This is a genomic window from Streptomyces sp. BE20 (genome assembly GCF_036322525.1).
In the GTDB taxonomy this organism is placed as follows: domain Bacteria; phylum Actinomycetota; class Actinomycetes; order Streptomycetales; family Streptomycetaceae; genus Kitasatospora.
Genome location: NZ_JAQYWW010000677.1, coordinates 1 through 22799, shown reverse-complemented (window position 1 = coordinate 22799; position 22799 = coordinate 1). Strand labels below are relative to the sequence as shown.

Genomic DNA, 22799 nt, shown 5'->3' with positions numbered 1-22799 from the left:
CCCGGGAGAGCCGTCGGTCCCGCCGCGCCCGCCTCAGCCGTAGATGCCGTGGCAGAGCCGGGCCTGCTCCGAACCGGCCGGCCAGCGGCCGATCCGCTCGGCCTGGTCGCAGATCGACCCCGGCGCGGCGGCCGGCGCCGCACCCGCCGGAGGAGCGCCCGCGCCGGGGCCGGGCGCCGGGGCAGGCGCGGCCGCCGGCGTCTCCGCCGACGTGGCGCCCGCGCCCGGGGCTCCGGCGGAGCGGGTGGGTACCGGGCGCGGGGTCCGGCTCCCACCCGGCTTCGGACGGGTCGTCGCGGCACGGTCGCTCCCCGCCCCCGGGAAGGTCGGGGAGGCGCCGTTCCCGGCGAGCCCGGGACCCTGGGCGGCCGTCGGCGGTCTGTTCTCGGCTGCGGTCGGGGCGGGCAGTGGCGAGGGCGCCGGGACCGGCAGCAGATCCGGCACCGGCGGGACCGAGGCGGAGGGCGAGGGCGTCGGCGACGCCGGGAACGCCACCACCCCGGACGACTCGTCACCTGACCCGGGCCCGCACATCGTCAGGACGGCGGCCAACCCGGCGGCGATCCCGGCGGCGCCCGCCACCCAGGCCCAGCGGGGCCGCCGGTCCGGTGTGACCCCACCGGTCGCACCCGCCCCACCGGTCGCACCCGTTCCCCCCGGGGCCGTCGCGGGCGGTGGGGGCACGGCGGGTGGCGGGGCCGGCACCGGTGGAGGCTGCCACCTCTGCTCCGGCCACTGCCACTGCCCGCCACCCGCGGGACGTCCGCCGCCTGCCGGTTGTCCGCCCATGTCCTCGTCCTCCTGCCGTCGCAGCCTCGCCTGCCCGTCGACGAGCGGTGACCCCCGCCGGCGCCGGGCCGCACGGGACCGAGCCCGTACGGCGCCGACCACCCGCTCGCCGTACCCAACGAGTGCGCCGACGAGGGGACATGACCCGGACGAGGGTTGTCGCGGCGCGCGGGCTCCTCCGGGGCGTACGCTGCCTGCCGTGCCCCGGGTGCGGTCACCCCAGGTCAGCCACATGCTGGGGGGCATGGAAACCATCAGTACGTCCGGTGCGACGAAGCCCCTGGTCGAGATCGCCGACTTCCGCACCGACAGCCGCTACCGGCTGGTCCGCTTCGAGGGCCACGGCTGGGAACCCCTGGCCCCGGAGGAGTTCGAACCACGGATCCGTCAGCTCTTCCCGGACCTCGACCCCCACGACGCCGTCCGCGTCCGGTGGAGCGACCGCCCCTGGGAATGGCCCGCCTGGCACCCCGGTGAGGCCTGACCGGGGGAGTGGCCGCTGGCCTGTACAGTTGACGCCGCCCGTTGACCGCGGACTTCGGACGCTCCGCCGACGCGGTCCGCCGGTACGACGCCCCCCGGAGCGAAGCCCGTTGACACGTCGTCCGCCGAGGGACCACCGGTCGGCGGGTCGGCCCGCCGCACGCCCCCGGAGGCGCGGAGCGGGGCCGGGCGGGCGGGTTCACGGGAGGAGGCGGCGGATGGGCGGACCGACGAGTACGGCCGGGTACGGCGAGGCGGCGGATCAACTCGCCCTCCAGTACGAGGCCGTGACCTTCACCGAAGTCCACCGTGAGGTCCTCCACCTCCTCCCGGCGTCACCCGGCACCGTCCTCGACGTCGGCGCCGGCACCGGACGGGACGCCGCCGCGCTGGCCGCGCTCGGGCACCGGGTGGTCGCCGCCGAACCGACGACGGAGCTGCGCCGGATCGGACGACGGCTGCACGCCGGGAGCGGCGTGCACTGGGTCGACGACGCGCTGCCCGGACTCCCCCGGCTCGGTGCGGGGGAGGACCGGTTCGACGCGGTGCTGCTGACCGCCGTGTGGATGCATCTGTCGGCCGGGGAACGACCCCCGGCGATGGAGGCCCTCGCCGGACTGCTCGCCCCGGCCGGTCGCCTCTTCCTCACCCTGCGGCACGGCCCGGTCCCGCCGGGGAGGCGGATGTTCGACGTGTCCGCCGACGAAACGGTCGAACTCGCCCGCACCCGGGGCCTGGACCTGCTCCTGCGCACCGGACGCGCCGACCTGCACGGCCGGACGGACGTCCGGTGGACGGTACTCGCCTTCCGGAACGGTCCGGCCTGACCTCGCGCGGCGCGGTCCTGGCCGTGGCGAAGGGACGACGGCGGGACGGCGCGACGGCCCGGGGCCCGGACGCGGGTCCTCAGGCGGGCTGCCACAGTTCGACCCGGTTGCCCTCGGGATCGGTGACCCAGCCGAATCGACCGACACCCTCCATGTCCTGGGTCTCCTCGGCCACGTCCGCCCCTCCGGCGCGCAACTGCGCGAGCATCGCGTCCAGGTCGCGGACGCGGAAGTTGAGCATGGTCTGCTGGCCGCGGGACCCGAAGTAGTCGGTCCCGGACTCGAACGTCGCGAACACCGTCGGCCCGGTTTCCTGATGCCACAGGCCGTGCGCGTCGGCGTCCAGGCCCAGGTGGTCGCGGTACCAGGCGTTGAGGGCCGCCGGGTCCGCGGCCCGCAGGAAGTATCCGCCAATTCCCCGTACGTGTTCCATGCCGCCATCCTGCCAGGACGGCGACCGGCCGGACCGGCACCACACGTGTGGCGCGCACCCCGTACGCGTAGGCAGGTGTGCACGGTCGGGCGGGCGGTCCGGCCGACCGCCCGGACGATCCGGGCGACCGGGCGGGAGCGGGGCGGCGGCGAGTGCGGGCCGGCGGGGCCGGGCGGCGCTACGACCAGGCCGAGGCCGCCCTGGCGAGGTCCGAAGGGTCACCGCCGGTGTGCGGGGCCGCCGTCCGGGACGTCGGCGCCCCGGGTGCGACGAGCCGGACGGGGACGGGGCAGGCGTCGATCAGCCCGCTCAACTCCGCCCGGCGGGAGCGCCGTCGGGCCTCGCGGAGGCGTCGGGCCGCACGGCGGGCGGCGCCGGGACGGTGGAACGCGGGTGCGGCGGCAGGAGCGGCGCCTCCGGACCGGTCGGTACCGCCGGGGCGGTCGGGGCCGGTGGCGTCGGCGGTCACCACGAGCAGGCCGCCGACGCGGTCGGGGTGGGCGGCGGCGTAGCGCAACGCCGGTGCGGCGACGGCGGCGTGGGTCACCAGCACGGGGCGTGAGCGGACCGGGTCGAGCAGGGCCGCGAGCCAGTCGGCGTCGGGGGCGGCCGTGGGGGCGGAGCGGCCGAGCCCGGGGAGGTCGGCGGTGAGTGCGGGGGCGTCGAGCCGGCCGGTGGCGCCCGTCCAGGCGGCGGTGTCCGCGCCCGGCCCGGGGAGCAGGACGTAGCGCGGTGTCCGGCGGTCGCCGTCGAGGTAGGTGCGTCCGCCGGCGACGTCCGCGAACCCGCCCGCCGGGCCGCCGGGGCCGTGGCCGGTGGGTGCGGCCCCGAAGCCGTCGGCGACCAGGCGGTCGGCCCAGCGGCGCAACAGGTCGTCCACCGGGGGGTGGTGGAGTCCGGCAGCCCGGGCGAGCCGGTCGGCGGAGGCGGTGTCGTAGCCGTCCCCGACGAGGAAGGACAGGGTCTCCGGGTCGGCGCCGGTGAGGGCACGGGGCAGTCGCCGTACCAGGCCGACCGGGACGAGCCCCCGGGGCGCCGGGACGTCCAGGTGCCGGGCGATCAGGGCGATCAGTTCGGGCAGCGGTGGGGTGGCGGGGTCGAGGACGGTGTGGGAGTGGGCCGGTCCGTCGTCGAACTCCGGGACGACGGCGAGGAATCGGGCCAGGTGGTCGATCGCGACCACCGGGAGGAAGGTCCGGGCCGTCCCGGGCAGCAGGGGGAGGCGGCCGGACCAGAGCCGGCGGACCAGGTCCGCCAGGCCCAGGTACTGCCCGGCCTCGCCGGTCTCCGAGTGTCCGATCACGCTGCTGGGGTTCACCGTGGTGAGCGGAACGCCGAGCTCGGCGGCCGTGACGCGGACGGCGGCGTCGCCGAGGTGCTTGGACGCCTCGTACGCCCCGAGCCGGGCGTAGAGGGTGTCGGTCTCGGCGGGCGGGAGGGGGTGGCGGGGCGCGCTGCCGCGGCCGACCCGGTACCCGGAGAGGTGGACCAGGCGCCGGAGCCGCGGCCGGCCCGCCGCCCAGTGGAGTGCGGTGAGTGCGCCCTCCACGTTGGCGGCGTGCGCCTCGGCACGGCCGAGGCCGAAGCGGTAGAGGGCGGCGAGGTTGTGGACGTCACGGACGGCGGCGAGCCGGGCGTCGTCGGCGGGCGACAGCCCGAGTCCGGGGCGGGTGAGGTCGGCGGTGACGGTGGTGAGGGCGCCGTCGTCGGCGCCGTGCGCCCGCAGCCAGGCGCGGAGTTCGCGGTCACGCGGTGAGCCGGGGCCGGTGCGGACGCCGGCGGCCACCGGCTCTCCCCGGCCCAGGAGTTCGAGGAGCAGCCAGCGGCCGAGGAAGCCGGTGGCGCCCAGCACCAGGGTGTGCGGCGGTGGCCGGTCGGCCGGGAGGGCGTCCGGCTGCCGGGGCTGCGGGCGGGGCGTGGTGGTCATGGTGCTCTCCTCTTCGGTGGTCCGGTCGACCTGATTCTGTAGACCGGTCTGCATATTTTTTGGGCACGGATGCGGCGCGAGTGCGAAGGTGCCGGAAGGCGGGAGCCCTGGACGGGGCTCGCGGTCACGGGCCGGTCTGTGGTGGTGGAGGGCGAACCGCGCCCGGGGGTGCGTCCGGGTGCGCGGCGGGGATCTGTCGCCGGGGACGGGTGGGCGCCGAGGCCGGCGCCCACCCGTACTCAGCCGGTCCGCTGCGAGGCCGGGCTTTCGCGGGTGGCCTGCGGGGCGTTCGCGTCGAGCAGGTGGCGGACGGCGTGCGTCGCGGCGGTCAGCGGTTCGGGGGAGCGGCGGACGCGGGCCAGCAGGACCGCACCCTCCAGCAGGGCGAGCGCCTGGCCTGCGGCGACGTCCGCCTCGGTGGGGCCGAACCCCTCGGCGGTCAGACGCTCGGTCAGGACGCGCTGCCAGCTCGCGTACACCTCGACGCAGACCTGGCGGAGCGCCTCGTTGCTGCCGGCGATCTCCAGTCCGACGGTGGCGATCGGGCAGCCCTTGGTGTACTCGGACCTGGCGAGACGGTCGGCGAAGGCCCGCGCCAGCCCGGCGACGACGGTCGCCGCGTCGGAGCCCTCGCGGGCGAGCGAGGTGAGCAGCTCCTCGACCTCCTGGCCGGCCTGGATCAGGGCGGCGGTCACCAGCTGGTCCTTGCCCTCCGGGAAGTGGAAGTAGAGCGATCCGCGCGGCGCGCCGCTCTCCGTCACGATCTGGTTGAGGCCGGTGCCGAAGTAGCCCTGTGCCTCGATCAGGCCGCGGGTGCCGGCGATCAGCCGGGCGCGGGTCTCCTCGCCTTTGACTCCCATGCGGAAACAATAGACCGGTCTGCATATTTTGTCGACGGGGCCATCCGGCGGTGCCGCTTGCGGCGGCCCCGGCCCGGTCGAGGACGGGGGAGGGCGGCGGGGCGAACGGATGGCACACCGACAAGAATCCGCGGGCACTTCTGGTGAAGATCACCATCACGGGCCGGGCCGGGCTCGCCCAGGATGTGAGCAGGGCCCGACCGGAGCGAGCCCCCGGGGGAACGGACGGCCCCGCCCGGTCACCGCCCCGGAGGGCACGTTCGGCGTCGTCGTCCCGACGACGCCGGCCACCGGCCAGCCGGAAACCGTCGCCGACGTCCGCCGTGCGCGCAGGTGTTCCTGCCGCGGCGACCGCGTCCCGCACCCGAAGGACCCCACGAGTGACCCTCCGCACGATCAAGCCCGGCAACCGCGGGTACCTCTACGTCAACAGCCACCCGACCGGCTGCAGGACGGTGGTCGACCACCTGTGGCAGCAGATTCCGGAGCCTGCCGACGACCGTCCCGGGCCGGTCGCCCTCGTCATCGGCTCCAGCGCCGGGTACGGGCTGGCCGCGACCCTGGTCGGCCTGCGCGCCCACCGGATGCGCGGACTCGGCATCGCCTTCGAGGCCCCCGCGACCGAGCGCCGTACCGCCGGCGCGGGCTGGTACCGCACCGCCCGGACGGCCGAACTCGCGGCCGAGGCCGGCGCCGACTTCACCTTCCTCAACGGCGACGCGTTCTCCGACGGGGTCAAGGAGGAGGCCGCCGACCGGATCGCCGCCCGCTTCGGCAAGGTCGACCTGCTCATCTACAGCGTCGCGGCCCCGCGTCGCACCGACCCGGTGACCGGCGAGGTCCACCACTCCGTCATCAAGCCGCTCGGCAGCGACTACCGGGCCAAGACGCTCGTGTTCGAGGACGGCACCCCGCGGATCGGCGAGCTGCACCTCCAGATCGCCGACGAGGCCGAGCGCGACGCGACCGTGCAGGTCATGGGCGGCGCCGACTGGCAGCTGTGGGTCGACGCCCTGCAGTCCAGGGGCCTGCTGGCCGACGGCTTCCGGACCGTCGCGCTCTCGTACGTCGGGTCGGACATCACGGCCCCCGTCTACCGGGCCGGGACCATCGGCGCCGCCAAGCAGCACCTGGAGGACACCGCCCGAACCCTCAACACCCGTCTCGACGGCGCGGGTCACGCCTACACCGTCGTCGCCGGCGCGGCCGTCACCCAGGCCTCCACCGCGATCCCGAGCATCGCGCTCTACACCAGCATCCTCCACCGCGTCACCGGTGACGGCTGGCAGACCACCGTCGACCAGGCCGCGGAGCTGTGGAACCGCCTCTCCGGCGACGCCGAGCCCGACCTGGACGACCAGGACCGCATCCGGCTGGACGACTGGGAGATGAACCCCCGGGTCCAGACCGCCGTCCGCGCCATGTGGGACAGGATCGACGCCGAGACCATGGACACCCGTGCGGACACCGGCTGGTTCCGTGACCAGGTCGGCCGGCTCTACGGCTGGGACGTTCCCGGCGTCGACTACGAGGCCGAGGCCGAGACCGCCGTCCCGTGGCCCGCCTCCCCGTCGTCCGGCGTCTGACGTCCGCCCGCCGCTCGCTCGGCGCCCGGGCGCGGGCGCTAGCGGGAGGCCGCCGGGTTCAGACGGCGGAAGGGGTCCGGGGTGCGGCGGCCGGCGGGCGGGAGGTAGACGAAGAGGTGGTGGCCGCTCGCGGGGAGGGCGAGGGCGGTGTAGTCGAGCACGCCGGTGTCCAGTGCGGGGTGGCGCAGCGCGAGGCGGCCCTGGCGGGGCGGGGCGGCCCGGTGGCGGGCCCACAGGGCGGCGAACTGCGGACTGCGGGCGGAGAGCCGGGTGACCAGGGCCGTCAGCTCGCGGTCGTCCGGGCGGTCCGCGTGCTGGGCGCGCAGCCCGGCGACCAGGTCCGCGCCGATGGAGCCGGTGGGGGCGTGGTTGGCCCGTTGGGCGGCGCCGTGCGGGCAGCAGAACACCTGCCAGAGCAGGTTGCGTTCGAGGGCGGGCCGGGAGGCCGGATCGGCCATCAGCGCGGCGGCGCAGGGATTCCAGGCGAGCAGGTCGAACCGGGGCCCGGTGACGAAGGCGGGCGAGCGGTCGAGGGAGGCGAGCAGGCTCCGGGCGGTCGCGTCGACGGTCGCCGGGCCGTTCACGGCGGCGGTCGACGGCGCGGACCGTCGGTGGGCCAGCCGGTGCAGGTGGTCCCGTTCGGGTTCGGTGAGCAGCAGGGCCGCGGCGATGCCGTCCAGCACCGGGCCGGTCGGCAGCCGCTGGCGGCCCTGCTCCAGCCTGGCGTAGTAGTCCGTCGAGATGCCCGCCCGGACGGCGACCTCCTCCCGGCGCAGGCCCGGCGTGCGGCGGCGCGGTCCGACCGGCAGCCCGGCGTCGGAGGGATCCAGGCCCTGGCGGCGGGCCCGCAGGAACGCGCTGAACGGAGTGTCGGGCATGGTCCCACGCTGCCACAGCCCGGCAGCCGTATCCAGGACCCGGCAGACCCAGGCTCCCGGGCCCAGGACGATCCGGCCGCTGCCGCCGCCCGTCCCGTCGAGGGATGCTCCCGGCATGGGACTTCTCGACCGCAAGGTCACGATCATCACCGGCGCGGGCCGGGGCATCGGCGCGGCAGCCGCCGAACTGTTCGCGGCGGAGGGCGCGTTGCTCGTCCTGGCCGCCCGCACCGGTCCCGAGGTCGAGGCGCTGGCGGCCCGGCTGCGGGCGCGCGGCGCCGACGCGGTGGCCGTCGCCGCGGACATCTCCACGGCCGAAGGGGCCGAGCGGACGGTACAGGTCGCGCTGGACTCCTTCGGCCGGCTCGACGCCGCCTTCGACAACGCGGGCTCGGGCCCGATGCCCGCCCCGCTCGCCGAGCGGACCGAGGAGGACTGGGACGCCGTCCACGCCGTCAACCTCCGCGGCACGTGGCTCTGCCTGCGGGCCCAGCTCCGGGCGATGCTCGCGGGCGGGCGGGGCGGCTCGATCGTGCTGTGCAGCGGGGTCGGCGGCCTGGTGGGCGGGTTCGGGGACGGCACCCAGCAGGCGGCCAAGCACGGGCTCGCCGGTCTGGTGAAGGCGGCCACCACCGACTACGCCCGGCACGGCGTCCGGACCAACGCGATCGCGCCCGGGGTGGTCCGGACGCCGTCCGCCGAACCGCTGTTCACCGCCGGGCCGGCCTTCGGCGAGGCCGTCGCCCGCTTCACCCCGCTCGGCCGCCCGGCGAGCGCCACCGAGGTCGCCCAGGCCGCGGCCTGGCTGCTCAGCGACCGGTCCTCGTACGTGACCGGGGTGACGCTCCCCGTCGACGGCGGCATCACGGCGACCCGGTCCTTCGTCTGAGGCGTGCGGACGGTGCCCGACGGCGCGTCGCCGCGCTCGCCCCCGCCGTCCGGGAGCACGCCGCGGACCCGCTACCGCCGGGGCGGGACCGAGGACTCGGCGAGGACAACGCGCCGGTCCGGTCGGCGGGTTCGGTGAGGTACGGCCGTGCGGCGTGGAGTTTCGCAATGGTCACGAACGGTTCCCGGGGAAGTGGCTTCCGGTTCGGGGAGCGTCCCCTAGCGTGCCGGGCATGACACAGAGTCACCACGTCAGCTCCGGCAGCCCGTCCGCCACGTCACCCGCCGTCCGTCCCGGCAACCGCCCCGGCGGCCGCCCGGGCAACCGCCCCGGCACCTCGGCCGACGACCGGCGCGACCTCCGGTCGAGCGCGGGCCGGCACACCGCCGTGCTCGCCGCCCTCGTCGCGTCCGCGCTGGGCCTGGGCACCGTCGCACTGAGCGCCCCGCCCGCCGCCTCCGCCGAGCCGCCCGCCGCCACCTCCGGCTCCGCCGCGTCCGGCCCCGGGTCCCCCGACGACCCCGCCGGGTCCCCCGGCCTCGCCGCTGCCGCCGCGGCCTCCGCCCCCGGTGACGTCGTGGTGACCGAGAGCTTCTCCGGCACCTCCCTCCCCGCCGGCTGGACCGCCGTGGAGGGCGACTGGAAGGTGGCGAACGGCCGGCTGGTCGGTACCTCCGCCAACTCCGGCCAGCAGAGCCGGATCACCTTCGGCCGCCACCTCGACGACTTCCGCATCGAGGCGACCGCCCGCTTCGAGTCCGTCGTGGACAACGCCCGCTGGGCGGCGCTCGGCCTGGACGTCCCGGCGAGCGGTGCCACGCCGTGGTCGATCGCCACCGTGCGGACCGGCACCACCGCCGCCAACGGCCTGGAGTTCGCCCGGCGGACCACCGCCAACAGCTGGCTCGTCACCGACACCGCCGCCGCCCCGGTCGCCGCCGGCACCGGCCGCGACGTGCGGATCGCCGTCGAGGTGCACGGCACCACCGCCCGCTGGATCTTCGACGGCCGGGAGGCCGCCCGCACCACCCAGGTCGCCCGCAGCGCCGACGGCGGCCAGGCGCTCGTCGTCAACGGCGCGAAGGTGTCGTTCGACGACCTCAGGGTGACCGCGCTCGCCCCGGGCGGCCTGCTCCGGCCGGCGGGCTCCCCGCTCACCGTCTTCGCCCACCGCGGCGCCTCCGCCGCGGCACCGGAGAACACCCTGGTCTCGGACGAGGTCGCCCGGCGCGGTGGCGCCGAGTGGATCGAGAACGACGTCCAGCCCAGCAAGGACGGCGTGCCGTACATCCTCCACGACGACACGGTGGACCGCACCACCGACGGCCAGGGGCGGATCCGCGACCTGACCTCCGCCCAACTGGACGCGCTGGACGCCGGTTCCCGGTTCGGCCCGGCCTACGCGGGTGCCCGGGTGCCCACGCTCGCGGCGCAGTTGGAGGATCTGCGCACCCGTGGCGGCAACCTGTTGCTGGAGATCAAGGGCCGGCACAGCCGCGACGAGGTCGCCCGGATCGTCAAGGAGGTGCGCGACCACGGGATGGCGGGCCGCGTCTTCGTCCAGAGCTTCGAGGTGGACGCCCTGCGGCACACCCGCGAGCTGGCACCGGAGCTGCCGCTCGGCCTGCTGCGCAGCACCCTCGACGCCGACCCGGTGGCGATCTCCAGGGAGCTCGGCCTGGCCGCCTACAACCCCTCGGACGGCGCCGTCTCCGCCCGGCTCGGCGTGGTGAAGGACCTGCACGCGGCCGGCGTCGCGGTCAACGTCTGGACGGTCGACGCGGCCGCCCGGTGGAAGGCGCTGGAGGCTGCCGGCGTCGACGGCATCATCACCAACCGTCCGGCGGAGCTCGCCGGCTGGAACTCCGCCTGGCAGCAGGCCGGCGCCGTCGCGCCGCCCGCCGCACCCACCGTGGCGATCACCTCCCCGGCGGCCGGGGCCACCCTGGACCGTGCCCAGCAGCCGGTCACCGCGGTGCAGACGCGCGGCGCCGACTCCGTTCGGCTGACCCTGGACGGTGCCGAGCTCACACCGGGCACCGCGCTCGACACCGCGGCGCTCGCGCTCGGTCGGCACACCCTGCGGGCGGAGGCGACCGGCCCCGGCGGGCGGGCCGAGACGACGGCCGAGTTCACCGTCGCGGCCACGCCGACCGGTCTGGCCTCGCTGGTCCTCACCTCGGGGGCGGACCGCAACGCCGTCGCCACCCTGACCGTGATGCTCGGCCAGGGCCAGTACGGGCCGCTCGCCCGGTGGGCCGAGAACCAGTCCGGCCGGACCGTCCCCGCCGACCGGGCCCGGCTGATCGCCGCCGACGCCCTCGCCCTCGGCGGTACGCCCCCCGCCAACGGCTGACCGCACCCCGGCGCACCCCGGCCGAACCGACCGCGTCGGTCGCACGACCGGCACCGGCGCACCGACCGCCGGACCCCGTGCCCGCTCGCCCGGCACGGGGTCCGGCGTCCGCCGGGTGCTCCGTCGATCCGCGGGGCGTCGCCCTGTGCCTAGGATTGATCGCCTGGCCGGTCGGCCGCTCACCCACGTGCCCGAAGGTGGATCGTTCATGGCAATCCCGCAGCAGCAGGCGGGCCCTCCCGGAGTGGACGACGGGGTCTTCGGCGACCCCGTGGTGATCGAGCGGTCCGGCCGCCCGGAGGACGGTGAGTGCCGCCATCTCCTGGTGTGGCGGGCCGGACCCGGCTGGCGGATGCTCAGCAGCGCCGTGCTGGGCGGCGGCCTGGGCGAGCGGGAGTGGCTGGTCAACGCCCAGGTCCGGGCCGGGTACGGCAGGACGGACCCGGACCGGCACCTGGCCGAGCTGGCGGAGGACCTGGGGCTGCGGGGTCCGGGCGTCGGGCTGATGACCGCCGCCCGGGTGGACGCCTTCACCTGGGCCCGCGACCACGGCGTCACCGCGGTGGTGACGACCGGAGTCGGTGTGCCGACCTGGGCGTCGGCGCCCGCCGACGGCGCTGCCCCCGGCGACGCGCTCGTTCCCGGCACGATCAACATCGTGGTCGCCGTTCCGGTGGCCCTCTCGGACGCGGCCGCCGTCAACCTCGTGGCCACCGTGACGGAGGCCAAGGTCCAGGCGCTGCTCGAAGCCGGGTACGACTGCTCGGGGACGCCGTCGGACGCGGTCTGCGTGGCGGTGCGGCGGACCGGTCCCGGCCGGGAGGCGGAGCCGTTCGGCGGCCCCCGGTCCCGCTGGGGATCCCGCGCCGCCCGCGCCGTCCACGCGGCCGTCGTGCTGGGCGCCGAGCGCGACCGGGCCGGCCGCGTCCGGGGACCCGTGCCCGGTCACCTGCGGTCCACGCCCGGGTGCGGTCGGACCTTCGTGCTCTCCGACGAGTAGCGGCACGGCCGGGGCGCGGGGTTCCGGGACGGCGGGCCGGCACCCGCACCGGCCGGTCCTGTCCTGTCCCGTCCGGCCCTCCGCCGCCCGTCCGGGGCCCTGGCGGCGTCTCAGGATGTGGACCTCCTGGTGTCCTTGTGTTCTCCCGGTACCGGATTCGCCCTAAGCTGGGCGGGCAGCTGGTTCGCCCTGCCCACCAGGCAGGCGCGTCGTAAGAGGGAACCCGGTGGGAATCCGGGACTGCCCCGCAGCGGTGAGTGGGAACGACCGCCGTCATACGCACTGGGCCCGGTCGGGTCTGGGAAGCGACGGCCAGTAGGTGTCCGCCCTTTCGGGCGGGCGTGTCCACGAGTCCGAAGACCTGCCCGTTGCCCGCACGCGACCCGTTCGCGCGCGGACATCCCGGTGACCTCGTGGGCGGGTCGGCGTACATACCAGGCGGATCCGGCGCTTCTCGTGCGCACGCGGTCCCGCCCGGTTCGTCACCCCTTCGCGCCTCCGTCCCGTCACCGGGGCCACAGACAGGCTCGCGAAGGAGAGTCCCTTGACAGCGAAGTCCGCAGCCGCGGCAACCCTGGCCACCGTGTACGGATACCCCCGCCAGGGCGGTGGCCGTGAGCTCAAGAAGGCGATCGAGGGGTACTGGAAGGGCGCCGTGAGCGCCGACGCCCTGCTGGCCACCGCCGCCGACCTGCGTCTGGAGAACTGGAGCAGGCTCGCCGGGGCGGGCGTCCAGGAGGTGCCCACCGGCGACTTCTCGCTCTACGACCACGTACTGGACACCACGGTCGCCGTCGGCGCGATCCCGCCGCGTCACCGGGCGGCGGTCGAGGCCGACCCGCTGGACGGCTACTTCGCCATGGCGCGCGGCACCCAGGACGTCGCGCCGCTGGAGATGACCAAGTGGTTCGACACCAACTACCACTACCTGGTGCCCGAACTCGGCCCCGACACCGTCTTCACCGCGAACTCCGCCAAGGCGGTCGCGGAGTTGCGCGAGGCCCTGGACCTCGGCCACAGCGCCCGTCCGGTGCTGGTCGGCCCGGTCACGTACCTGCTCCTCGCCAAGCCCGCCCCGGGCGTCCCCGAGGACTTCCAGCCGCTCACCCTGCTCGACCGGCTGCTGCCCGTCTACGCCGCCCTCCTCGCCGACCTGCACGAGGCCGGCGCCGCCTGGGTCCAGTTGGACGAGCCGGCGCTCGTCCAGGACCGCACCCCCGCGGAACTGAACGCCACCGCGCGCGCCTACCGCGACCTCGGTGCCCTCACCGACCGGCCCAAGCTGCTGGTCGCGAGCTACTTCGACCGCCTGGGCGCCGCGCTGCCCGTGCTGGCCAGGGCCCCGATCGACGGCCTCGCCCTGGACTTCACCGGCCCGGCCGCCGCCAACCTGGGCGACCTGGCCGCCGCGGGCGGTCTGCCGGGCAAGCGGCTGGTCGCCGGTGTGGTGGACGGCCGCAACATCTGGATCAACGACCTGGAGAAGTCGCTCTCCACCCTGGCCACCCTGCTCGGGCTGGCCGGCACCGTCGACGTGGCCCCGTCGTGCTCGCTGCTGCACGTCCCGCTGGACGCCGCCGCCGAGCGCGACCTCGACCCGCAGATCGCCCGGTGGCTCGCCTTCGCGCGGCAGAAGGCCAACGAGGTCGCCCTGCTCGCCCGCGGCCTGCGCGAGGGCACCGGCGCGATCACCGCCGAACTCGCCGCCAACCGCGCCGACCTGGCGTCCCGCGCCAACTCCCCGATCACCCGTGACCCCGCCGTGCGGGCCCGCACCGCGGCCGTCACCGAGGCGGACGCCCGCCGGGCCCAGGCCTACCCGGAGCGCGCCGAGGCCCAGCGCACCCGCCTCGGCCTGCCGCTGCTGCCGACCACCACGATCGGTTCGTTCCCGCAGACCTCCGAACTGCGGGTGGCCCGGGCCGACCTCACCGCCGGGCGGATCGACTCGGCCGCGTACCGGGAGCGCATCCGGACCGAGGTGCGGGAGGTGATCGCCTTCCAGGAGAAGGCCGGCCTGGACGTCCTGGTGCACGGCGAGCCCGAGCGCAACGACATGGTCCAGTACTTCGCCGAGCAGCTCACCGGCTACCTCGCCACCCGGCACGGCTGGGTGCAGTCCTACGGCACCCGGTACGTCCGCCCGCCGGTGCTGGCCGGTGACATCTCGCGCCCGCACCCGATGACCGTCGACTGGTTCCGCTACGCGCAGGACCTGACGGACCGTCCGGTGAAGGGCATGCTCACCGGGCCGGTCACCATGCTCGCCTGGTCCTTCGTCCGGGACGACCAGCCGCTCGCCGACACGGCCTTCCAGGTCGCCCTCGCCCTGCGCGACGAGGTCACCGACCTGGAGGCCGCCGGCGCGGTCGTCGTGCAGGTCGACGAACCGGCGCTGCGCGAGACGCTCCCGCTGCGCTCCGCCGACCGCCCGGCCTACCTGGACTGGGCCACGGTCGCCTTCCGTCTCGCGACCTCGGGCGTGCGGGTCGACACCCAGATCCACACGCACATGTGCTACGCCGAGTTCGGCGCGATCATGACGGCCATCGACGAGCTGGACGCCGACGTGATCTCGCTGGAGGCGGCCCGTTCGCACATGGAGGTCGCCGGTGAGCTGGCCGCGGCCGGCTACCCGCGCGAGGTCGGACCGGGCGTGTGGGACATCCACTCCCCGCGTGTGCCGAGCGCCGACGAGGCGGTGGAACTGCTGCGTGCCGGGCTCGCGGCGATTCCGGCCGAGCGGCTCTGGGTCAACCCCGACTGCGGACTGAAGACCCGCGGTTGGACCGAGACCCGGGCCTCGCTGGAGAGCCTGGTCACCGCCGCCCGTCGCCTGCGGGACGACCTGGCCGGCTGAGCAGGGCGGGGAGGCCGGGGGCGGGCGCGGCATTCCGGCCGCGCCCGCCCCCGGCGGTGTCCCTCAGCCGGATTCGGGCAGGCCGAGGTTCTGGTAGATCTCCGTCGTGACCGTGGAGAAGTTCATGGTCATGAAATGCAGGCCGGGGGCGCCCTCGGCCAGGAGGCGGCGGCACATTTCGGTGGCGTACTCGATTCCGACGGCGCGCACCGCCGCGGGATCGTGCACCTCGCCGATCATCCGCTCGGCGAGGTGCGCCGGAATGGCCGCGGTGCTGAGGGTGGGAATGCGTTCGAGTGACCGGATCGTGGTCACCGGCATGATCTCCGGAATGATCGGAACGGAACACCCGGCCTTCAGGAGGCGGTCCCGGAATCTTAGGTACTTCTCCACGTCGAAGAACATCTGGGTGATCGCATAGTCGGCGCCGGCTCGGCATTTCTCGATGAAGAAACGGATCTCGGAATCCCAGTCCGGGGAGCGGGGGTGCATTTCCGGGAAGGCCGCGACACCCACGCAGAAGTCGCCGGACTCCTTGATCAGCCGCACCAGGTCGGCGGCGTACGCCACGCCTGCGGGGTGGCGGACCCAGGGGCCGAGCGGGTCGCCGGGCGGATCGCCCCGCAGGGCCAGGATGTTGCGGACCCCCTGGTCGGCGTAGTGCCCGAGGATGTTCCGCAGCTCCGCGACGCTGTGGCCGACGGCCGTCAGGTGGGCCGTCGGCGTCAGGGTGGTCTCCTGCGCGATGCGCCCGGTGACGTTCACCGTGCGCTCCCGGGTGGACCCGCCGGCGCCGTACGTCACCGACACGAAGGTGGGTGCCAGAGCCTCCAGCCTGCGGATCGCGTTCCACAGGCCGGCCTCCGCCGCGGCGCTGCGCGGCGGCATGAACTCGAAGGAAAAGGAACGCCGACCGGTGGCCAGGAGTTCGCGGACGGATGCCGCGTGATCGGTTCGTCGGGAAGGGATTCCGAGTGTCATGGGAGGAGGCTATCCAGCGCGGTGGGATCGCACACGCGTCCGTCCATCCTGTGATACGAGATTTCTCACGCATACGTCCGGAGGGGCCTGTTCCGGTGTTTTCCACCGACGGTTCCCCACGGATTCCCGGCCCGTCGGGAACAAGTCCGGCGCGGCCTCGCAGAAGGGCACCATAGGCGCATGGAGAGACGTTCGTACGGGCTTCCGGGAATACCCGACTGGGACCGGTGTGCGGTGATGGGAATCGTGAACGTGACACCGGACTCGTTCTCGGACGGGGGGCGCTGGTCGGACCCGGGCCGGGCGGTCGACCGGGGCCTGATGCTGGCCGCGCACGGGGCGGACCTGGTCGACGTCGGCGGAGAGTCGACCCGGCCCGGCGCCGAGCGGGTGCCGGAGGAGGAGGAACTGCGGCGGGTCCTGCCGGTGATCCGCGCCCTCTCCGCCGCCGGTGTGCTGGTGAGCGTGGACACCATGCGGGCCTCCGTGGCCGAGGCGGCGGTGGACGCCGGGGCCCGGCTCGTCAACGACGTCAGCGGAGGGCGGGCCGACCCCGCGATGGCGTCGGTGGTCGCCCGGACGGGTGTGCCGTTCGTGGTGATGCACTGGCGCGGCCAGTCCGGGCGGATGGACGAACTGGCCCACTACGACGACGTGGTCGCCGAGGTGATCGGTGAGGTGGGGCGACAGCTCGACGCGGTGGTGGCGGCCGGCGTCGACCCGTCCCGTGTGATCGTGGATCCGGGGCTCGGGTTCGCGAAGCGCCGGGAGGACGACTGGGCGCTGCTCGCGGCGCTGGACGCCTGGGGCGTGCTGGGCCGCCCGCTCCTGGTGGCGGCCTCGCGGAAGCGGTTCCTGGGGGAGCTGCTGGCGGATCCCGGAACCGGTGCGCCCCGCCCCGCGCGGGAGCGCGACGCCGCCACGGCGGCCGTCGGCGTGCTGGCCGCAGCCCAGGGCGCGTGGGCGGTGCGGGTGCACGAGGTGCAGGCCACGGCGGACGCCGTCCGGGTGGAGGCGGCCCTGCGCCGCCGGGGCGCGCAGCCGGCCGCGGCCTCGCCGCGGCGCGGCGGGTAGGTGCCGGGCGTCGAATCCCTGCCCTCCTGCGGATGCCTTCGGTGGGGGCTCCGCAGGCACCGGCGGAGAGAGCTGCTCCCGCGGCACGTCCCGCCGGGCGGAGGATCGCCCTGCACGGCAGCTACCGCGAGGCCGTCACGAGGGTTGCGGAGCTCGGCGACTCCGGCGCCGGTCCGGTGCTGCGACCGGCCCAACCGGACGACGAGGCGCGGGACTTCTTCCACGTGGACCACAACCACGTCGCCGCGCCGGAGGAGGTCGCGGAACGGACGGCGGCGGCGAGGGATGCCCTGGACTTACTAGGACGTCCAACTATATGGTCGTGGACAAGGCCCGCAGTGCAGGGAAGCCGGTGTGAATCCGGCACGGTCCCGCCACTGTGACCGGGGAGTGCGTCGCCGCAGTACCAGCCACTGGCAGCCAGCCGGGAAGGCCGGGCGACGCGCGCTGATCCGGAAGTCAGGATACCGACTGCGGGTGTTCCGTGTTGTCCACGAGGATGGAGCAAACACGCATGGCACCGGTCCGCGCCCTTCCCGACCCTGGTGATCCTGCGACGGCTGCGGCACACCCGTCTCCCTGACGGCTCGCCGCGCCCGGCGACGGCCCGACGCGCGCGCTCACCCGAGCGCGGCGCGGGCGTCCGTCGTGCGCCCTTCCCTCGGATCTTCCCGACACCCTGACGAGAGCAGGTCTGTGATGGTCCGTGAACTCACCCACTTCATCGGCGGCAAGCACGTCCCCGGGACCTCCGGGGACTTCGGCGACGTCTACGACCCGAACACCGGCACGGTCCAGGCCCGGGTCCCGCTCGCGAGCCGCGCCGAGACCGGGGCGGCGATCGCCGACGCCGAGCGCGCCCAGTCCGAGTGGGCCGCCTGGAACCCCCAGCGCCGCGCCCGCGTACTGCTGCGCTTCCTCCAGCTCGTCGAGGCCGAACGCGAGCCGCTGGCCCGCCTGCTCTCGGCCGAGCACGGCAAGACCGTCGCCGACGCCCACGGCGACCTCCAGCGCGGGCTGGAGGTGGTGGAGTTCGCGGCGGGCATCCCGCACCTGCTGAAGGGCGAGTTCACCGACAGCGCCGGCACCGGCATCGACGTGTACTCGATGCGCCAGCCGCTCGGCGTGGTCGCCGGCATCACCCCGTTCAACTTCCCGGCGATGATCCCGCTGTGGAAGGCGGCGCCCGCCCTGGCCTGCGGCAACGCCTTCATCCTCAAGCCCTCCGAGCGGGACCCGTCCGTGCCGCTGCGGCTGGCCGAACTGTTCCTGGAGGCGGGCCTGCCGCCGGGCGTCCTGAACGTCGTCAACGGGGGCAAGGAGGCCGTGGACACGCTGCTGGAGGACCCCCGGGTCCAGGCGCTCGGGTTCGTGGGATCCACCCCGATCGCCCAGTACGTGTACGCGACGGCCGCCGCCCACGGGAAGCGCGCCCAGTGCTTCGGCGGCGCCAAGAACCACATGATCGTGATGCCGGACGCCGACCTCGACCAGGCCGCGGACGCCCTGATCGGCGCCGGCTACGGCTCCGCCGGCGAGCGCTGCATGGCCGTCTCGGTCGCCGTGCCGGTGGGCGAGGAGACCGCGGACGCCCTCGTCGCCAAGCTCACCGAGCGGATCGCCGCACTCAAGGTCGGCGCCTCCGACGACCCCGAGGCCGACTTCGGGCCGCTCGTCGGCCGCGACGCGCTGGACCGGGTCCGCGGCTTCCTCGACCTCGGTGTCCGGGAGGGCGCCGAACTGGTCGTCGACGGCCGCGACCTGACCGTGCCGGGGTACGAGGGCGGCTACTTCCTGGGCGCCACGCTCTTCGACCGCGTCACCCCCGCGATGCGGATCTACCGCGAGGAGATCTTCGGCCCGGTCCTGTGCGTGGTCCGCGCGGCGGACTACGCCGAGGCGCTGCGCCTGCCGAGCGAGCACGAGTTCGGCAACGGGGTGTCGATCTTCACCCGGGACGGCGACACCGCCCGCGACTTCACCCGCCGCGTCAACACGGGCATGATCGGCGTCAACGTGCCGATCCCGGTGCCGGTCGCGTACCACACCTTCGGGGGCTGGAAGCGGTCCGGCTTCGGTGACCTCAACCAGCACGGCCCGGACTCGATCCGCTTCTACACCCGCACCAAGACCGTGACCTCGCGCTGGCCCTCCGGGGTCAAGGAGGGCGCGAGCTTCACCATCCCGACGATGGGCTGAGGCGCGCCGTGCACACGCATCTGACCGACGACCAGCTCGCGATCGTCGAGGCCACCGGCGACTTCGCCCGCGAGCACCTCGCCCCGCACGCCGTGGCGTGGGACCAGGCCAAGCACTTCCCCGTCGACGTGCTGCGCAAGGCCGCGGGCCTCGGCCTCGGCGGCGTGTACGTGCGGGAGGAGTCGGGCGGCTCCGGGCTGGGCCGCCAGGACGGCGTGCTCGTCTTCGAGGCGCTGGCGACCGGCTGCCCGTCGATCGCCGGGTACCTGTCCATCCACAACATGGTCGCGTGGATGATCGACCGCTACGGCAGCCCGGGCCAGCGTGCCCGACTGCTGCCGGGACTCTGCTCGACGGAGGCCCTGGCCAGCTACTGCCTCACCGAGCCGGGCGCGGGCTCGGACGCCGCCGCGCTGACCACCCGGGCCCGGCGCGACGGCGACCACTACGTCCTCGACGGCGTCAAGCAGTTCGTCTCCGGCGCCGGAACCTCGCAGGTCTACGTCGTGATGGCCCGCACCGGTGCCCCGGGCGCAGGCGGGATCTCCGCGTTCCTCGTCGAACGGGACGACCCCGGCGTCTCGTTCGGTCCGAACGAGCGGAAGATGGGCTGGAACGCCCAGCCGACCCGGCAGGTGCTCCTGGACGGCGTCCGGCTGCCCGCCGACCGGCTCCTCGGGGCCGAGGGCGAGGGCTTCCGGATCGCCATGAACGGGCTGAACGGGGGCCGGATCGGCATCGCGGCGTGCTCGCTCGGCGGCGCGCAGGACGCGTTGGAGCGGGCCACCCGCCACCTCTCGGACCGGGAGGCGTTCGGCGCCCGGCTGCTGCGCGCCCAGGCCCTGCAGTTCCGGCTGGCCGACATGGCGACGGAGCTGGAGGCGGCCAGGTCGCTGCTCTGGAGGGCCGCCGCGGCGCTGGACCGGGGGGACCCCCGGGCGCCGGAGCTCTGCGCGATGGCCAAGCGGTACGCCACCGACACCGGCTTCGAGGTCGCCAACGCCGCACTCCAACTGCACGGCGGCTACGGCTACCTCGCCGAGTACGGCATCGAGAAGATCGTCCGCGACCTGCGGGTGCACCAGATCCTGGAAGGGACCAACGAGATCATGCGCGTCATCGTCGCCCGCGGACTGACGGGAGCCGCCTGATGGCCGGCAACACCGCAGCCGGTAACGCCGCAGCCGGGCACGCCGCGGCCGGCAGCACCACAGCCGGCAGCACCGCGTCCGGGCGCACCGTCGACGAGGTCCTCGTCCAGCGGGAGGGCAGGTCCGGCCTGATCGTCCTCAACCGGCCCGCCGCGCTGAACGCCCTCACCCACGCCATGGTGCGGCGGATCGACGCCGCACTGGACACCTGGGAGCGCGACGACCGGGTCGAGACCGTCGTCGTCACCGGCGCCGGCGACCGCGCCTTCTGCGCCGGGGGCGACATCGTCGCCATCCACCGCGCCGCCACCGGCGGTGATCCGGCGGCCGTCGAGGAGTTCTGGCGCGACGAGTACCGGCTCAACGCCAGGATCGCCCGCTACCCGAAGCCGTACGTCGCCGTCATGAGCGGCATCGTGATGGGCGGCGGAGTCGGCGTGTCCGCCCACGGCAGCGTCCGGATCGTCACCGGGACGACCCGGGTCGCGATGCCGGAGGCCGGCATCGGCTTCGTGCCGGACGTCGGCGGCACCTACCTGCTCTCGCTGGCCCCCGGCGAGCTGGGCACCCACCTCGCCCTCACCGCGGGCTCGGCCGGCGCCGGCGACGCCCTGCTCTGCGGCCTGGCCGACCACTTCGTCCCCACCGAGCGGCTGCCCGCGCTCCTCGACGACCTCGCCGAACTGCCCGTGCACGAGGCGCTCGTCCGGCACGTCGCACCCGCACCGCCCGCCCCGCTGGAGCGGCAGCGCGAGTGGATCGACAGCTGCTACGCGGCGGGCACCGTCGAGGAGATCCTCGGCCGGCTCCGCGACAGCGGGGAGCCCGAGGCCGGGAAGGCCGCCGACCGGATCACCGCCAACTCGCCCACCGCGGTGAAGGCGACGCTCGCCGCGCTGCGCCGCGCCCGGTCCCTCGGCCCGCTGGAGGCCGTCCTCGACCAGGAGTACCGCACCTCCTGCGCCGCCCTCGACACACCCGACCTCGCCGAGGGCATCCGTGCCCAGGTGATCGACAAGGACCGCACGCCGCGCTGGAGCCCGGCCACGCTGGACGCCGTCGCCCCCGCCGCCGTGGCACGCTACTTCGCCCAGCTCGGCGAGCGGGAACTCGGCCTCGCCACCACGAAACCCCTGGAGCGCTGGTGACCCACGACATCGGATTCGTCGGACTCGGCAACATGGGCGGCCCGATGGCCGCCAACCTGGCCAGGGCAGGGCACCGGGTCGTCGGCTACGACCTCGTGCCGGAGGCCCTGCGGCAGGCGGAGGCGGCCGGTGTCCGGCCGGCGGAGTCCGCGGCCGACGCCGCCGGCGGTGCGGACGTGGTGATCACCATGCTGCCGGCCGGTCGCCACGTCCTGGCCGCCTACGAGGAGTTGCTGCCCGCCGCCCGTCCGGGCACGCTCTTCGTCGACAGCTCCACCATCGACGTCGCGGACGCCCGGGCCGCGCACGACCTCGCCGTGCGGGCCGGCGGCCGGGCGGTCGACGCGCCGGTGTCCGGAGGAGTGCCGGGCGCGACCGCCGGGACCCTCACCTTCATGGTGGGAGCGGCGGAGGCGGACTTCGGCGCGGTCCGGCCGGTGCTGGACGCGATGGGCGGCAAGGTCGTGCACTGCGGGCCGTCGGGCGCCGGGCAGGCCGCGAAGATCTGCAACAACATGATCCTCGGCATCTCGATGATCGCCGTCAGCGAAGCCTTCGTCCTCGGTGAGAGTCTCGGCCTGAGCCACCAGGCACTGTTCGACGTCGCCTCCACCGCCTCCGGGCAGTGCTGGGCGCTGACCGCCAACTGCCCCGTCCCCGGGCCGGTGCCGGCCAGTCCGGCGAACCGCGACTACCGCGCGGGGTTCGCGGCGGCCTTGATGGCCAAGGACCTCGGGCTGGCCGCCGGCGCGGCCCGGGCCGCCGGTCTGCCCACCGAACTCGGCCTGAAGGCAGCCGAGTTGTATGCGGAATTCGCCGCCGACGAGGGTGCCGGACTGGACTTCTCGGCGATCATCACCACCCTGGGGGGGAGCGCGCCGTGACCGCGTACGAGACGATTCTGGTGGAGCGCGCGGGCCGGGTCGGGCTGATCACGCTCGACCGGCCGAAGGCGCTCAACGCGCTCAACACGCAGCTGATGAAGGAGGTCGTCGCCGCGGCGAGGGACTTCGACCGGGACCCGGGGATCGGCTGCCTGGTGATCACCGGCTCCGAGAAGGCGTTCGCGGCCGGCGCCGACATCAAGGAGATGCAGTCCCTCGACTTCGTCGAGGCCTACCTCGGCGACTGGTTCGCGGCCTGGGACGACCTGGGCAGGATCCGCAAGCCGATCGTTGCGGCGGTCGCGGGCTACGCGCTGGGCGGGGGCTGCGAGTTGGCGATGCTCTGCGACATCCTGCTCGCGGCGGACACCGCGAAGTTCGGCCAGCCGGAGATCAAGCTGGGGGTGATCCCCGGGATCGGCGGTTCGCAGCGGCTCACCCGTGCGGTCGGCAAGGCGAAGGCGATGGAGCTGT

19 protein-coding genes and 2 riboswitches are annotated in these 22799 nt (G+C 75.1%); of the genes, 13 read left to right on the top strand and 6 right to left on the bottom strand.

Annotated elements, in window-relative coordinates:
* Positions 1-33: 33 nt before the first annotated feature.
* The gene (locus PUR61_RS14460; RefSeq protein ID WP_329879232.1) at positions 34-582 is read right to left on the bottom strand and encodes a hypothetical protein; all 549 of its coding nucleotides are present in this window, start codon (positions 580-582) and stop codon (positions 34-36) included.
* Between the two features lie 451 nt (positions 583-1033).
* Here PUR61_RS14460 and PUR61_RS14455 point away from each other — a divergent pair, with 451 nt between their 5' ends.
* Together PUR61_RS14455 and PUR61_RS14450 are read left to right on the top strand one after the other, a co-directional pair.
* A complete protein-coding gene (locus tag PUR61_RS14455) occupies positions 1034-1273 on the top strand; it encodes a hypothetical protein (protein WP_329879231.1) in 240 nt (79 codons plus the stop codon).
* A gap of 217 nt (positions 1274-1490) precedes the next feature.
* Complete coding sequence (locus tag PUR61_RS14450) at positions 1491-2099, top strand: class I SAM-dependent methyltransferase (RefSeq protein WP_329879230.1); 609 nt, start codon at positions 1491-1493, stop codon at positions 2097-2099.
* Between the two features lie 79 nt (positions 2100-2178).
* Here PUR61_RS14450 and PUR61_RS14445 read toward each other — a convergent pair whose 3' ends face one another.
* The 3 genes from PUR61_RS14445 to PUR61_RS14435 all read right to left on the bottom strand — a co-directional run bounded on the left by PUR61_RS14445 (position 2179) and on the right by PUR61_RS14435 (position 5319).
* Positions 2179-2532 carry a VOC family protein gene (locus tag PUR61_RS14445; protein ID WP_329879229.1) on the bottom strand — a complete coding sequence of 118 codons (354 nt, stop codon included), beginning with the start codon at positions 2530-2532 and terminating at the stop codon, positions 2179-2181.
* A gap of 178 nt (positions 2533-2710) precedes the next feature.
* Positions 2711-4459: an SDR family oxidoreductase gene (locus PUR61_RS14440; protein WP_329879228.1), complete on the bottom strand. Its 1749-nt coding sequence runs from the start codon at positions 4457-4459 to the stop codon at positions 2711-2713.
* Positions 4460-4698: 239 nt separating this feature from the next.
* On the bottom strand, positions 4699-5319 hold the full coding sequence (locus tag PUR61_RS14435; protein ID WP_329879227.1) for a TetR/AcrR family transcriptional regulator: 621 nt from the start codon (positions 5317-5319) through the stop codon (positions 4699-4701).
* A gap of 380 nt (positions 5320-5699) precedes the next feature.
* Between PUR61_RS14435 and fabV the strand changes: the two genes are divergently transcribed.
* Positions 5700-6905, top strand: a complete 1206-nt coding sequence (gene fabV / locus PUR61_RS14430) for an enoyl-[acyl-carrier-protein] reductase FabV (protein ID WP_329879226.1) — start codon at positions 5700-5702, stop codon at positions 6903-6905.
* Positions 6906-6943: 38 nt separating this feature from the next.
* Here the strand turns inward: fabV and PUR61_RS14425 are convergent, their stop codons facing one another.
* Positions 6944-7900 carry a helix-turn-helix transcriptional regulator gene (locus tag PUR61_RS14425; RefSeq protein WP_329879225.1) on the bottom strand — a complete coding sequence of 319 codons (957 nt, stop codon included), beginning with the start codon at positions 7898-7900 and terminating at the stop codon, positions 6944-6946.
* Between PUR61_RS14425 and PUR61_RS14420 the strand changes: the two genes are divergently transcribed.
* The 4 genes from PUR61_RS14420 (at position 7899) to metE (ending at position 14888) form a co-directional block, all read left to right on the top strand.
* Complete coding sequence (locus PUR61_RS14420; protein WP_329879224.1) at positions 7899-8672, top strand: SDR family NAD(P)-dependent oxidoreductase; 774 nt, start codon at positions 7899-7901, stop codon at positions 8670-8672. The two genes, PUR61_RS14425 and PUR61_RS14420, sit on opposite strands and share 2 nt — an antisense overlap.
* Positions 8673-8904: 232 nt before the next feature.
* Positions 8905-11028 carry a glycerophosphodiester phosphodiesterase gene (locus PUR61_RS14415; RefSeq protein ID WP_329879223.1) on the top strand — a complete coding sequence of 708 codons (2124 nt, stop codon included), beginning with the start codon at positions 8905-8907 and terminating at the stop codon, positions 11026-11028.
* Positions 11029-11236: 208 nt separating this feature from the next.
* Complete coding sequence (locus tag PUR61_RS14410) at positions 11237-12028, top strand: adenosylcobinamide amidohydrolase (protein ID WP_329879222.1); 792 nt, start codon at positions 11237-11239, stop codon at positions 12026-12028.
* Between the two features lie 163 nt (positions 12029-12191).
* A riboswitch (cobalamin riboswitch) is annotated at positions 12192-12411 on the top strand.
* Between the two features lie 161 nt (positions 12412-12572).
* Positions 12573-14888 (top strand): 5-methyltetrahydropteroyltriglutamate--homocysteine S-methyltransferase, encoded by a 2316-nt coding sequence (metE, locus tag PUR61_RS14405; RefSeq protein ID WP_329879221.1) that lies wholly within the window; start codon positions 12573-12575, stop codon positions 14886-14888.
* A gap of 63 nt (positions 14889-14951) precedes the next feature.
* On the opposite strand, the gene metF is transcribed toward metE, so the two are convergent.
* The gene (metF, locus tag PUR61_RS14400) at positions 14952-15869 is read right to left on the bottom strand and encodes a methylenetetrahydrofolate reductase [NAD(P)H] (protein ID WP_329879220.1); all 918 of its coding nucleotides are present in this window, start codon (positions 15867-15869) and stop codon (positions 14952-14954) included.
* Between the two features lie 180 nt (positions 15870-16049).
* Here metF and folP point away from each other — a divergent pair, with 180 nt between their 5' ends.
* The 6 genes from folP to PUR61_RS14370 all read left to right on the top strand — a co-directional run.
* Entirely contained in the window at positions 16050-16943 is an 894-nt protein-coding gene (gene folP, locus PUR61_RS14395; RefSeq protein ID WP_443035171.1) for a dihydropteroate synthase, read from the top strand.
* 319 nt (positions 16944-17262) lie between these two features.
* Positions 17263-17433: riboswitch (cobalamin riboswitch) on the top strand.
* Between the two features lie 209 nt (positions 17434-17642).
* Positions 17643-19142, top strand: coding sequence for a CoA-acylating methylmalonate-semialdehyde dehydrogenase (locus PUR61_RS14390; RefSeq protein ID WP_329879218.1), 1500 nt, complete (start codon positions 17643-17645; stop codon positions 19140-19142).
* A gap of 8 nt (positions 19143-19150) precedes the next feature.
* Positions 19151-20293 carry an acyl-CoA dehydrogenase family protein gene (locus PUR61_RS14385; protein ID WP_329879217.1) on the top strand — a complete coding sequence of 381 codons (1143 nt, stop codon included), beginning with the start codon at positions 19151-19153 and terminating at the stop codon, positions 20291-20293.
* Complete coding sequence (locus tag PUR61_RS14380; RefSeq protein ID WP_329879216.1) at positions 20293-21441, top strand: enoyl-CoA hydratase/isomerase family protein; 1149 nt, start codon at positions 20293-20295, stop codon at positions 21439-21441. The genes PUR61_RS14385 and PUR61_RS14380 overlap by 1 nt, the downstream gene beginning before the upstream one ends.
* Positions 21438-22325 (top strand): 3-hydroxyisobutyrate dehydrogenase, encoded by an 888-nt coding sequence (gene mmsB, locus PUR61_RS14375; protein WP_329879215.1) that lies wholly within the window; start codon positions 21438-21440, stop codon positions 22323-22325. The genes PUR61_RS14380 and mmsB overlap by 4 nt, the downstream gene beginning before the upstream one ends.
* Positions 22322-22799, top strand: a 478-nt coding sequence (locus PUR61_RS14370; protein ID WP_329879214.1) for an enoyl-CoA hydratase-related protein, incomplete at its 3' end; no start/stop codon positions are given. The genes mmsB and PUR61_RS14370, both read left to right, overlap by 4 nt.